The sequence below is a fragment of the Pseudomonas sp. GW822-FHT02D10 genome (assembly GCF_058802345.1).
The window spans coordinates 90,450-103,997 of record NZ_JBXAOB010000003.1 but is presented as its reverse complement, the minus strand read 5'-3'; the positions used below and the strand labels follow the sequence as shown (position 1 = coordinate 103,997).

Sequence of the window (13,548 nt, the reverse complement as noted above, 5' to 3'; positions counted from 1 at the left end):
AGGTGTGGGTGAAAGCGCTCCGTGCTGAAGGCGGAGGGCTTTTACACCAGCCTATAAACCAAGGAAGGAAGACCCCCTGCATGAATCTCACCCCTATACAGAATCACTTTGAAACGCCTCCCCTCACTAGCGATCAGGCAGAAAGCCAGACGATTGCCGAGACTTTAAGATCGACAGTCGATCAAAAAATAGAGAAGGAAAAAGCTTCCAGTTATTACTACTCAACCAATCTTGTCGATGTGGGACAGCTTGTCGTCACATTGAAGTCGGGTAGCGATTTTGAAAAGAGTCACTGGGCAGCAAAAACCGCACTGCGCCGGATGATCGCCCAGCCAGGTTTCGTAGCACTTGTTGAAAAACAGAATATTGCTAACAATTATTGGGCACTGGTCAATGAAGGCGGTGAGATTTTCGCAGCTTATGAAAAACGGCAGGATACCGGTTCCTACATTGAACGGATCAATCTGACCGCTGAAGTGAACGCCCATCGTTCCTTGAAAACCGAGCTTGAACTGTTGACCCAGGCAGCAGCGCTTACTGGAGGCATTATCTCTTCAAACGAGCGAGTTCCTCTGCTCAACTGGCTTCGTTTCCACCGTCTGGACGCTCCGCGTGACACCGACCAAGTGGAAAACCTGATTGTCTATTTGAAATTCACACTGCCATCGGCTCCGAAATTTGGTAATTACTGGGGCGTTTCCAGTGAGACCCATGAAGCATCCTTGATCGTGCCAGAGCGTGAGCACTCTGTTATCTATGGTGAACTCTACAAACTGCTGAACAAGGGAGAGCCTCGACGTGAACCGCTGATCAACTACCTGACCAAGGCAGTACTCAGGGATAGAACCGAGACTTTTTTGCGTGAGTACCCGGGCTGGAGCTGGGAGCTGTTGATCGAGACCGAGGAGGCTAAAGCCTTCGCTCAAACATGCTTTAGAGCCTTGAACCGAGAAGGTTCCGTGACAGACGCCACCCTTACGGCTGCACAGCGTAGCCAATTGCTTGTCGCCGCGATCATGCTGGACTTCTCTCTGGGCAGAGACGACAAGAACAGGGGATTCTATGAATTTCATCTTTACTCCTCCCGCAACGTGCAGGCGAACACCTATGAAGTCCGGCAAGCGTTGGCAAAATCCTTGGCGTTTCACCGCGTTAACGATGCCGCAGTCCCCCTAGCCCGGGAACTGATCCTCGCCGGGCTGGCCCCGGAGTTTCTGGTCAATACGCCAACGTCGCTGCAGATCGGCTCTGTGGGCTGGGTCATGCTCCGCAAGTCGGTCATGCTGGCAGAAAGCATTTCCCCTGGACTGTCCCGGCAGCTGTCTTATGAAAAACTGCTGGAATTTGGCGAGATAACACCGACCAGTTCCGAACAGAAAGTTTTACACGACTTGATCACGCTGAAATGCATCATGGACTGGGCAAGGGTCAATGATCTTGAGTTGAAAAATGCTGAAAGCCTTCCAACGGAAGACATCATAAAAAACGCCAGTACGCACTACAACGCGTACATCAATACAATAGCTGACGCCCTGAAAGCCATTTCCGCCCCCCCTATCAGTCGCAGGGTGTTGGCAAAAGAAGAGTTACGGGGAGAGACGCAAGTCAACCCCAACGAAATGCTTTACGCGGACCCACAAAGATCCAACATAAGGCAGTCGATTCTTGATCTGTACTTGAATAACCAATTACGGAGGAAGGATTGGGATAGAAAGCAAGGGCGCAGTATTTACGAACAGACTCCCGAACTTGCCGCTCTTGTCCCGATCAATAAACTCTATGCGGAAAAAATAAAGCACCAGTACGACACATACAAGGGCGGTATTAATACAGTCGTGCGCCTCGCACTTTCCCAACTGCCTGAGCGCGACAGAATGGCCATAGAGTTTGGAAAACTGGCCATTTATTATGTGCGCGATTCCCAACCCATATCCTTCAGTGGAGGGATTGCCCGTCGCAGCAAGTCCAATACCGCGCCTTTTGGAGTCGTTATTCTTTCCAGGTATGGTGGCGAAACTCATTGCTATGAGCTTTTTCCGCTACAAGGCCTGTGCCTGAACAATGAGGTGTTGGCTCAAGCTTACTTTCAAGGGGAAACGCTCGATGAAAATGAAGTCTGGTTTGCTCAAGGCCCTAATGGCGATAACGGTGACTTTAAAGGGTTGACTTTTTTAAGGCATGCCATTTTTGATTGGCCCGTCTATTTCAAGGGGGCCAAAAAAAGTAACGGCTCGGACCTGAAAACCCTCGGCGTACTCTTTGATCGATTCGGGGAATTCGATGATATGAGCGCGTCGGCCCCCTTCCAGCGCAGCCCAATGGAAAGTTTCAACTCCGAGCGATTCAATGTTATCGGCAGTCTCATTGCTGAACACAACCCTCCCATCACGTACGAACAGTTCTATGCTACCGGATATGACAAAACAGCCATTGAGGAGAGAAACGAGGATCTAAAAAAAGTCGTAGATACCATTCTTAATATCATCATACCGTTCAAAGCGTGTATCGAAGGGCTTGCGTCAGGCGATCCAGACCGTCGCAGTGATGCGATTTTCAGCTGTGTCATGGATGCGACCGCCATTTTTTTTGTATTCGCGGGGGCGGCCGGCTCCTTTGCAAAAGCCGCGGCGAGCAGCTCGAAACTTCTGAACCTCAGCAGAGTAGGGGGCAGTTTTGTCGTGTCGGTCTTCAACCCGCTGGAGGGTGTGCCGCAACTGGTCTACGGTGGCGCCAGGCTTGTTGGCAGAGGGACTCTGAAACTCGGCCACTATGGTCAATCCGTCATAAAGGGCGGAGCCAGCCAGCTACGTCGACTGACCGACAGCAGCACCGGTTCCTACGACCTGATCAAGGCACTCAACAAAACAGGTTCTGCGGCCGAGATCCGTATGACGCTGCCGACGGTGGCGCATGGTCGTGCCCTGCTTAAGGATGAAAGCATTGAGACTGCCGAACAGATTCTGAATCGCCTGGGTAACAAGAAGAGCCCCTTGCCGGACGGCGTCTCTGATGTTGAGCTTGAGCATCTGTTCAACAATGCAGTCATTGAGGCGACCCGCAAACTTCAGGGTGTACAGGATCTGGAGGCATTGATCGGTCGATCAGCACTCGATGAGCTGTTAACGACGTTCATGACCAAGAATAAGAGCGCCTATGGCTACGCCGCCGCACGCTCCGCCCATGGAGCCACAGACTATCCCCAGACATTGGAAGCCTTTACCAGGCTCGAAAGTAGCAACATCACCTACATGAACAATTATCAGCAAACGCTGCTGAAACAGGATCTGGGCAAAGCGCCCTATGCCGAAATTCTGCCGGACTCAATCTTCAATCCCAACGGGTTCACCGATAATGCGCAGCGAGCCGGGGCCTGGATCGTCCACGCATCAACGTCCAGTGGCAACAATCTGGACAGCATTGTGGCGGTACTGCGGGAGTACGCGGGGAATGGCCGATCGTTGACTGATCCGGCAGTGATCAAAGCATTGCACGCGCGCGTTGCGCCTGCCTCGGTCGGCATCGAGCGTGTTGGGGTTAGTGGTCAGGCGTATGCGAGCAGCATCAGCGGCTTCGCTGCACTGCAACAACACTTGAAACGACTGGATGCCAGCCACGAACACTTTGGCAAACATTTGCTGGGGGCCGTTGCGGGTTTCCACGGTTTAGGTGACGGTAATGGCCGCACCGCTCGCGCGCTGTATGCCATCAGCGAACTGCGAGCCAATCGCTTTGTTGCGACGCCGTCACACGTGGACCGCTTGTTTCACGGCCTGCCATAAGCGGTCAGAACACGGGCAATCACCCGTTAAACAAGCAACCCGGCTTGCGATCATTGCAAGCCGGGTTTGTCTGTGCGGCCAATCAGTCGCCGATCCAAAACAGCCATACACACTATTTGGCCTTGGGCGGTGCCGGTTTTACGGTGACACGCTGTCCTGACGTGCATGGGCCTGTTCCACCAGCCAGTCCAGCAACGCCTTCAACTGCGGTGACGGCCTCGTATGCTGCGGGTAGACCAGATAGTAGGCGAGGCCGGTACGCACCTTCAGCTCGAACGGCATGACCAGCCGTCCGGCACTCAGGTCATCGCCGATCAACGACCAATCCCCTATCGCTACACCTGTCCCTTGAGACGCTACGGACATCGCCAGGTCCAGGGTTTCGAAGTGCTGACCTTTGCCGATTGTGCTGAGGTTGACGTCCGCCGCTTTCAACCAGGCCTTCCAGTCCCGCTGATCGCGCGTTGGGTGCAGTAGCAAGTGCTTGTTCAGGTCTGACGGACTGTGCAGCGGTACTGAGCCGTCGAGCAGTGGCTGAGAACAGACCGGCGTCAGTTGCTCATCAAACAGACGCAGTGAAGCCAGTGAACTGTCCGGCGGTGCGCCGTACATGACTGCAGCGTCGAACTGCTCGCGATGAAAATCCACACCATGTTGCACCGTGGTAGTCAGTTCCACCGGCACGTCCGGGCGTTCCTTTTGCCATTGCAGCAAACGCGGCAGCAGCCAACGCATGACGCAGGTCGGGGCCTTGAGCTGCAGGGTATCGCGGTGTGCACCGACCTGTTCCACCGCTTCATCGATCAAGCCGAACACTTGCTGAATCCGTGGCAGCCACTCCAGCCCTTCGGCCGTCAGGCTCAAACCGCGTGCCTGACGGTGAAACAGCGTGTAGCCCAAATGTTCTTCCAGCCCGGCGATCTGCCGGCTCACCGCGCCCTGGGTGATGTGCAACTGCTCGGCCGCCCGCGTGAAGTTGCAGCACTGGGCCGTGATCAGGAACGTGTGCAACGCGGGAAGGGGTGGAAGTCGTTTCATGGGACGCCAAGGCATGAGGTGAGGACATGGCGAGTATGACTTTTTATCGATTGTTGCGGCTACCCGCAGACCGTTCCAATAACGCCATGACTGAGCCCCCCGCAGTGCACCTCGAAATGCTGCGCGGGGCCAGCGTCTCAATGAACAAGAAGGGCAAAGATATGGCGACGTGCGGCGAAGTATTGGTCAAGTTACTCGAAGGTTACGGGGTCGAGCAGGTGTTCGGCATTCCCGGTGTGCATACCGTAGAGCTGTATCGCGGGCTGGCCCGTTCGAGCATCAACCACGTTACGCCGCGTCACGAACAGGGGGCCGGCTTCATGGCCGACGGTTATGCCCGCACCAGCGGCAAACCGGGTGTGTGCTTCATCATCACCGGTCCCGGCATGACCAACATCACCACGGCGATGGGCCAGGCCTACGCCGATTCGATCCCGATGCTGGTGATCTCCAGCGTGCAATCGCGCAGCCAGTTGGGCGGTGGGCGCGGCAAGCTGCATGAGCTGCCGAACCAGGGCGCACTGGTGGCCGGCGTTGCGGCGTTCTCCCATACGCTGATGTCCGCTGCCGAACTGCCGGGTGTGCTGGCCCGTGCCTTTGCCTTGTTCCAGGCTGGCCGGCCGCGTCCGGTGCACATCGAAATTCCGCTCGACGTGCTGGTCGAAGACGCCGATGCCTTGCTGGCCAGCCAACCGGTGAGCATCACGCGCGCCGGTGCAGCGCCGTCGGCCGTGGCCCGGATGAGCGAACTGCTGGCCAATGCCAAACGCCCGTTGATCCTCGCCGGTGGCGGTTCGATTGACGCGGCGGCCGAGCTGACCCGGCTCGCCGAATTGCTTGACGCACCGGTGGCACTGACCATCAATGCCAAAGGCATGCTGCCGTCGGCTCACCCGTTGCTGATCGGTTCGACCCAGACCCTGGTGGCCACCCGTGCGCTGGTGGCTGATGCCGATGTGGTGCTGGCGATCGGCACTGAACTGGCCGAGACCGACTACGACGTGACCTTTGCCGGCGGCTTCGACATTCCGGGCACCTTGCTGCGGATCGACATCGACCCGGACCAGACCGTGCGCAACTACCCGCCGACAGTGGCGCTGGTGTCCGACGCACAAAGCGCGGCCCAGGCCTTGCTCGACGGCGTGGCCAAACATTCGCTGGCCGAGCGTTGCAGCGATTGGGGGCAGGCTCGCGCCGCCAGCTTGCGTGCCGAGCTTGAGACGATTTGGGACGCGCCAACCCGTGCGCAGACGCTGTTCCTGCACACCGTGCTGGATGAGTTGCCGGAAGCGGTATTCGTCGGCGACTCGACCCAACCGGTGTACACCGGCAACCTCACATTCAACCCGGAGCGCCCGCGTCGCTGGTTCAACTCGTCGACCGGATACGGCACCCTCGGCTACGCCTTGCCGGCGGCCATCGGTGCTTGGCTCGGTGGTGCTCGGGAGCGCAACACGCGTCCGCCGGTGGTGTGCCTGATCGGCGATGGCGGCCTGCAATTCACCTTGCCGGAACTGGCCAGCGCGGTGGAAGCCCGCACCCCGGTCATCGTCCTGCTGTGGAATAACCAGGGCTACGAAGAGATCAAGAAATACATGGTCAACCGCGACATCGAACCGGTGGGCGTCGACATCTACACCCCGGACTTCATCACTGTGGCCAAGGGCCTGGGCTGTGCGGCACTGGCCATCAGCGGCGTTGAAGACCTGCGGGTTGCACTGCGTGCGGCGACTGATCGTCAGGGCCCGACCTTGATCGAAATCGACCAGACCCAGTGGATGAAAGGAGTATCGGCATGAGCTTTCCAATCACCCTGGACGGTCTGTACATCGATGGCCAATGGTCGGCCGGCGACGAGCACTTGCAGGTCATCAATCCGGCGACCGAAGCCCTGCTGACCACGGTCAAAGGTGGCGATGAGCATGCGGTCAATCAAGCGGTCACAGCGGCCAGCGCGGCGTTTGCGCAGTGGTCGAAAACCACCGGCGCCGAGCGCGGCGCGGTGCTGCGCAAGATCGCCAATGGTGTGCAGGCCCGTCGCGAGCGCTTGATGTATTTGCAGTCGAGCAACAACGGCAAGCCACAGTTCGAAGCGGGCATCGACGTTGATGACGTGATCGCCACGTTCGAGTATTACGCCGGTCTCGCCGAAGCGTTGGACGCCGGTCAGGACCGCGCCGTGGAACTGCCGAGCGAAGACTTCGCCGCCCGTGTACGGCGTGAACCGTGCGGCGTGGTCGGGCTGATCGTGCCGTGGAACTTCCCGATGGTCACCACCGCCTGGAAGCTCGCGCCAGCCCTGGCGGCGGGTTGCTGCGTGGTGCTCAAACCTTCGGAAGTCACGCCGCTGCCGGAGCTGGAACTGGCGGCGATTATCGCCGAGAGCGGCTTGCCCAACGGTGTGTTCAACCTGGTCTGCGGCACGGGGCTGGCGGTCGGTGCGCCGCTGTCGGCCGATCCGCGTGTGGCGAAAGTTTCCTTCACCGGCAGCAACGCGGTCGGCGTTCAGGTCATGCAGCGTGCGGCGGAAACCGTCAAGGGCGTGAGCCTGGAGCTGGGTGGCAAATCCTCGCTGCTGGTGCTGACGGATGCTGATCTCGACCTGGCGGTTGAACTGGCCAGTGGCGGTGGTTTTTTCAACGCCGGGCAGATGTGTTCGGCCACCAGCCGGGTGTTGGTCGCCGATGAACTGGCGGATGAATTCCTGCTGCGTCTGACGGCGCGGGCCGAGGCGATTCGCGTGGCCGACCCGTTCGACCCCGAGGTGGAAATGGGTGCGCTGGTCAATCAGGCGCAATACCAGCGCGTGCTGGGACACATTGATCGTGGCTTGAGCGCGGGTGCGCGGTTGGTCTGCGGCGGTGAACGCCCGGCCGATCTGCCACGCGGCTATTTTTTGCGGCCGACGATTTTCACCGAAGTGCCCCTCGACAGTGCGCTGTGGTGTGAAGAGATTTTTGGCCCGGTGTTGTGCGTGCGCAGTTTTGCCACTGAACAAGAGGCGATCGAGCTGGCCAACGACAGCCAGTTCGGTCTGGTGGCCAGCGTGGTCAGCCGTGATGCGGTGACCGCCGAACGGGTCGCCAACGCCTTGCAGGCGGGGCTGGTGTGGATCAACGCACCGCAGGTGATCTTCCCGCAGACAGCGTGGGGCGGCTACAAGCAGAGCAGCATCGGCCGCGAGTTGGGGCCGTGGGGCTTGCAGGCGTTTCAAGAAATAAAGCACGTGATTCGCGCTGTCTGACGGCACGAAAACGGCCCGCGCATGCCTCGAAACGAGGCATGCGCCTGGGACATGGCACCAATGATTTTTTTTCGATTGTTGCGCGTTTTGCGTGACCTCAGGATGAACCCGCAGACCTCGCTACAGCCCTTGTAATACGGGGGCTTGCAGCGGATCGAACAGCGCGGGCGCAAGGGATGCACCCACCTCAGACCTACAACAATAAACGGAGTCCTTCATGGGCGATCATGATCTGAACAGAAGACAATTCATCAAGACCGTCGGTGTCGCATCGGTTGCCGCGGCCGCCATGAGCATGCCGTTCATCCGCGCCAACGCCAGTGACACACGTTTTCAGGGCAAGACCCTGCGGCTGTTGACCTGGTCCGATGACACCGGTCTGGCAGCGCTGCGCAATATCGCAGCGACCTTCGAAGCCAAGTACGGCTGCAAGGTCATCGCTGACCGTACCGGCAGTACCTCGGAAATGGTCGCCAAGCTCAAGGCCGGTGGTGATCGTCCGCAATACGACATCATCACCCTGGCCGGTGTGGGCGCTGAAGGCCTGGCCGCCGCCGGTCTGCTGGAAAAGCCTGACCTGAACCGCATTCCCAACCTGGTCGACGTACCGGAGAAATACCGCACCGGGGCCAACGGTCATGGCATCGGTTACCTGCTCTGGTGCAACAGCCTCGTCTACAGCACCCGCACTCAGAAAGAAGCCCCGGACAGCTACGCCGCCCTGTGGGACGCGGACCTGGCACCGAACATTTTCCTGCCGCCGCCGAACTGGACCGAGGCCATGGACCTGATCATCATCGCCGCCAAACTGGCCGGTGGTGACGAGCACAACATCGAACCTGGCTTCAAGAAGCTCGCCGAGCTCAAAAGCCGGGTGGTGACCCTGGGTGAAAACCCGAACCAGATCGCCGAACTGTTCCGCACCGGCTCCCTGGATATGGGCGGTCTGTACGCGCCAGCGTTCTTCCCGAAACAGATCCGCGATCCGGCCTACGGTCTGAGTGCAACCTTTGGCATGAAGGAAGGTTTCTACACCGACCTGATGCAGTCGGTCATGCCGAAAAACCGTCCCGGCGATACCGACCTGGCCTACGCCTTTATCGACCACTCCCTCGACCCGCTGGTACAGGGCAAGATGGCCGAAGACATCTACAACGGCCCGGTCAACGCCAAGGCAATCATCTCTGCCGAAGCGCGCAAGAGCCCGTTCATCCTGACGCCGGAGCAGATTGCCGAGAAGGCGATCATGCACGACAACGCCTTCCTGGCGACTGTGCATGACCAATGGATTCGTCGTTACACGGAAATCTTCTCTTCCTGATCTGAACCTCAATGCGGCACAGGTTTGAAGCCTGCCGCATGCCTCTGTAGGAGCTGCCGCAGGCTGCGATCTTTTGACCTTGATCTTTGAAGGTCAACATCAAGATCAAAAGATCGCAGCCTGCGGCAGCTCCTACGGGGCAGGTTTACAGCTATTGATCTTCCATTGACGAGACCATTGCTATGGAACACCAACCTCTGACCCACCCGGTCAGCGCCGCTGTCGTACGTCCCCGTCTCGGCGTTTCGCCGACGACGCGCGCCTGGTTATTTCTTTCACCCTCGATGCTGTTTCTCGGTGTGCTGATTGCTGCCAGCCTGCTGGTGTTGCGCATGAGCGTGGGCACTAAAGGCGCGGAATGGAGCGGTTTCAGCCTGGCCAGTTATGCCCAGTTGCTGGAACCCTATTACCTCAAATCACTGCTGCTGACCTTGCGTCTGGCATTGATCAGCGCGGTGATTGCCGTGCTGCTGGCGATTCCGGTGGCGTACACCATGTCGCGCCTGACTTCTCCGCTGCTGCGCCGAGTATTTCTGGCCGCCGTGCTGTTGCCGTTGCTGGTCAACCTGTTGCTGCAAAGCTACGGCTGGCTGGTGATCCTCGGCCCGGGCGGAATGCTCAATCAGGCATTGCTGGGCCTCGGTTTGATCAAGCGTCCGATCATGCTGTTGTACAACCAGAACGGCGTGTTGATGGGCCTGGTACAAACCGCTTTCCCGTTGGCCGTGTTGCCGATTGCCAGCGCCATGCGCGGTGTCGCGCGGACCTATGAAGAAGCCGCAGCGACCCTCGGCGCGAGCCGTTTGCAGGTGTTTCGCCAAATCGTGTTGCCGATGAGCCTGCCGGGGATTATCACCGGTGCGACCCTGGTGTTTGCCTACAACGCCAGCAGCTTCGTGGTGCCTTTGCTGCTCGGTGGCCGGCGTGTACCGATGCTCGCGGTGATGGTGCATGACCAGATCGCCCCGTTGATGAACTGGCCCGCGGCCTCCGCTGCCGGTGTGGTGCTGATCGTCACTACGCTGGCGATCATGACCTTGTCCGAATACATCACTGGCCGTCGTCGGCGCATGCTGGAGGCTTCGCAATGAGCACGTTGATCAAGAAGCGCCTGTCGCTGTTGCCCGGCGACACCGGCAAATTTGCCGGGATCCTTTCAGGTTTCATTTTACTGCTGGCGGTGCTGCCGATCCTGACCATGATTGTCATGTCGTTCAGTGGTTCTTCGAACCTCGACTTCCCGCCCAGCAGCTATAGCCTGCAATGGTATCGAGCCGCCTGGCACACCTTCGTGTCGCCGGACGCCAGCGATGTGCTGAGCCTGGGTAAAGCCATGACCACCAGCCTGATGGTGGCGTGCCTGACCATGGCGTTCGCGACCATTATCGCGGTGCCGGCGGCCTATGCGCTGACCCGTTGCGAGTTCCGTGGCAAGGCTGTGGCGCTGCAATTGATGTCGCTGCCGTTGGTGTTCCCGATGGTGGTGCTGGGCCTGGCGTTGCTGCTGGTATTCGACAGCCTGCCGTTTCAGATGACCACCTCGCGACTGGTGATTGCCCACGTCATTCTGGCCTTGCCGTTCGTGGTGAAGAACTGCACCGCAGCGATGCTCTCTATCGGCAGTGAAGTCGAAGAGGCCGCACAGATGCTCGGCGCTTCGCCGCTGCGAGCGATAGTCGATGTGGTGGTGCCGTTGATGAAGTCGGGGATCCTCGCCGGAATGCTGCTGGCGTTCATCGTCTCGTTCAACGAATTCACCGTGACCTATTTCCTTTACACCATCGATGTCATGACCGTGCCTATCTGGATGTACAGCCGCACCGTGTCGTCGCTGGACCCCACCGTTTTCTCGTTTGCCGTGCTGATCGTGCTGATCGACTTCGTCCTGATCTGGGCGTTGGAGAAGCTGGTCGGTGAAGGTGGCGTTTCCTTTTGATTTGAGGTGAGCAACATGACTGGTCTGATTCTGGAAAACGTCGAGAAACACTACGGCACGGCATGCGCGGTCAAGGACGTCAATTTGCATCTGCCCGAGGGCAAGCTGGTGTGTTTTCTCGGCCCTTCGGGCTGCGGCAAAACCACTTTGCTGCGGATGATCGCCGGCCTGGAAACCCTGTCCGGCGGCGAGATTCGTCTGGATGGCGAAGATATCGGCAACACGCCGGCGCACCTGCGCAACTTCGGCATGGTGTTTCAATCGCTGGCGCTGTTCCCGCACATGACGGTCGGCGAGAACATCGCCTACCCACTGAAACTGCGTGGCGTGAGCAAGGCCGATCAGCACGCACGGGTCACTGAATTGCTGCAACTGATTCAGCTGCAAGAGATGGTTGATCGTCCGGTGTCGAAACTCTCCGGTGGTCAGCGTCAGCGCGTGGCGATTGCCCGGGCGATTGCCACGCACCCGAAAATTCTCCTGCTCGACGAGCCGCTGTCGGCACTGGACGCCAAGCTGCGCGAGTCGATGCAAGTCGAGATTCGTCAGCTACAGCAGCGCTTGAACATCACCACCATCATGGTCACCCACGACCAGCGCGAAGCCATGACCATGGCCGATATTGTGGTGGTGTTGGGCGAGAATCGGGTGCAGCAGGTCGGCACGCCGATCGAGATCTACCGCCATCCGGCCAATGAATTTGTCGCCGACTTTATCGGCACCGGGAACATTTTCCCGGCCACGGCGCTGGGCGATGGCAAAGTCGGTTTACCCGGCGGAGATGCGCTTCAGGTGCCGATTTGCAGCAGCATTGTGGTCGGCGAGAAGGTCAAGATGCTGGTGCGTCCCGAGGACCTGCAACTGTCGCATCCGCAGGCGGCAGCCGGTAATCGGCTGCTGGGCAAGGTAACGTTTGTACGGGATATCGGTGCGACCATCGAGACCACGGTCGAGTGCTCCGGGGTGATGTTGACAGCCTTGAGTACGCCGTGCCAGGGCATCGGCCTGAGCATCGGCAACCCGGTGTCGGTGACCATTCCGTCCGAAGCCTGCCGCGTGCTCGGCGCGTAACCACACACAACCCGATCCGACCCTCGTAGGAGCTGCCGAAGGCTGCGATCTTTTGATCTTTTCAGCGCTACTAAAGATCAGGATCAAAAGATCGCAGCCTTCGGCAGCTCCTACGGGGGATTTGGTGTTAGACAGTCATCCGCAACCGCGCCAGATCCCGCAACGGTGGCGCGCCAAACAGCCGGCTGTATTCGCGGCTGAACTGCGAGGGGCTTTCATAGCCCACGCGGTAACCTGCCGCCGAGGCGTCGATGCCTTCGGCGAGCATCAAGCGCCGCGCCTCTTGCAGGCGCAGTTGCTTCTGATATTGCAGTGGACTCATGGCCGTCATCGCCTTGAAGCGATGGTGCAGGGTCGACACGCTCAGGTTCACTTCCTTCGCTAACTCATCAATGCGCAACGGCTGCTCGTAGTTGCCGTTGAGCCATTTGATCGCCTGACTGATGCGATGGCTCTGGCTGTTGGCGATGGCGATCTCATACAGCCGGTGTCCTTGTTGGCTGCGCAGCAAGCGATAGAGAATCTCCCGACGAATCAGCGGCGCAAGCATGGCGATGTCTTTCGGGGTGTCGAGCAAGCGCGCCAGACGCAGCACCGCGTCGAGCATCGGCTGATCCAGTTGTTCGACATACAGCCCGCGCCCGGCAGGGCGGGTGGGCACGCCGATGGGCCCGGCGTCGGCAATCAATGCGGTGATTTCCGCCGGGTCGATATCCAGGCGCAAGGCCAGGTTGGGATGCTCGCTCGAGACGTTGATCACCCGTCCACTGAGGGGCATCGAGACCGAAACCACCAGGTAATTGAGCGGGTCGTAATTGAAGTACTCATCCGCCAGTCGAACTTCCTTATGACCTTGAGCCAGGATGCAGAGCGCCGGTTGCGCCAGTCCGGGCGAGAAGTCGAGTGGGGTGCTGTGGCGCGACAGAAACAGCGAGCCGATGGCGGTGGCGTAGCTACCGTCTTCGCAGGTATTGCGGCGGATGATTGCCGAGAGCTCCGCACGCTGTTTTTCCATCTCGGCGTCCAGCGGGGCGTGAGTGTGATCCTGGGGCGACATGCAAAACATCCTCGACAAGGCTGATGGGATGGACACAGCTTAAATTTGTGCAAGCCAGGGGGGTAGGCAAATCCTGCGCAAAGCTTGCCTGATTCTGCTGCG

The 13,548-nt window shown here is 58.9% G+C and carries 9 protein-coding genes; 7 read left to right on the top strand and 2 right to left on the bottom strand.

What is annotated here, in order from left to right; all coding sequences use genetic code 11:
• Positions 1-80 precede the first annotated feature (80 nt).
• Positions 81-3,779 (top strand): hypothetical protein, encoded by a 3,699-nt coding sequence (locus AC1RPZ_RS06155; protein WP_493135844.1) that lies wholly within the window; start codon positions 81-83, stop codon positions 3,777-3,779.
• Between the two features lie 138 nt (positions 3,780-3,917).
• Here AC1RPZ_RS06155 and AC1RPZ_RS06150 read toward each other — a convergent pair whose 3' ends face one another.
• Positions 3,918-4,817, bottom strand: coding sequence for a LysR substrate-binding domain-containing protein (locus tag AC1RPZ_RS06150; protein ID WP_493135843.1), 900 nt, complete (start codon positions 4,815-4,817; stop codon positions 3,918-3,920).
• 161 nt (positions 4,818-4,978) lie between these two features.
• Between AC1RPZ_RS06150 and AC1RPZ_RS06145 the strand changes: the two genes are divergently transcribed.
• The 6 genes from AC1RPZ_RS06145 (at position 4,979) to AC1RPZ_RS06120 (ending at position 12,389) form a co-directional block, all read left to right on the top strand.
• Positions 4,979-6,616 (top strand): 5-guanidino-2-oxopentanoate decarboxylase, encoded by a 1,638-nt coding sequence (locus AC1RPZ_RS06145; RefSeq protein WP_493136446.1) that lies wholly within the window; start codon positions 4,979-4,981, stop codon positions 6,614-6,616.
• Positions 6,613-8,061 carry an aldehyde dehydrogenase family protein gene (locus tag AC1RPZ_RS06140; RefSeq protein ID WP_493135841.1) on the top strand — a complete coding sequence of 483 codons (1,449 nt, stop codon included), beginning with the start codon at positions 6,613-6,615 and terminating at the stop codon, positions 8,059-8,061. Before AC1RPZ_RS06145 ends, AC1RPZ_RS06140 begins: the two co-directional genes overlap by 4 nt.
• A 217-nt stretch (positions 8,062-8,278) precedes the next feature.
• Entirely contained in the window at positions 8,279-9,382 is a 1,104-nt protein-coding gene (locus AC1RPZ_RS06135) for an ABC transporter substrate-binding protein (protein ID WP_493135839.1), read from the top strand.
• 182 nt (positions 9,383-9,564) lie between these two features.
• Complete coding sequence (locus tag AC1RPZ_RS06130; RefSeq protein WP_493135837.1) at positions 9,565-10,473, top strand: ABC transporter permease; 909 nt, start codon at positions 9,565-9,567, stop codon at positions 10,471-10,473.
• Positions 10,470-11,318 (top strand): ABC transporter permease, encoded by an 849-nt coding sequence (locus AC1RPZ_RS06125; protein ID WP_493135835.1) that lies wholly within the window; start codon positions 10,470-10,472, stop codon positions 11,316-11,318. Before AC1RPZ_RS06130 ends, AC1RPZ_RS06125 begins: the two co-directional genes overlap by 4 nt.
• 15 nt (positions 11,319-11,333) lie before the next feature.
• The gene (locus AC1RPZ_RS06120) at positions 11,334-12,389 is read left to right on the top strand and encodes an ABC transporter ATP-binding protein (protein ID WP_493135833.1); all 1,056 of its coding nucleotides are present in this window, start codon (positions 11,334-11,336) and stop codon (positions 12,387-12,389) included.
• 127 nt (positions 12,390-12,516) lie between these two features.
• On the opposite strand, the gene AC1RPZ_RS06115 is transcribed toward AC1RPZ_RS06120, so the two are convergent.
• Positions 12,517-13,446, bottom strand: coding sequence for an AraC family transcriptional regulator (locus tag AC1RPZ_RS06115; RefSeq protein WP_493135831.1), 930 nt, complete (start codon positions 13,444-13,446; stop codon positions 12,517-12,519).
• Positions 13,447-13,548 lie beyond the last annotated feature (102 nt).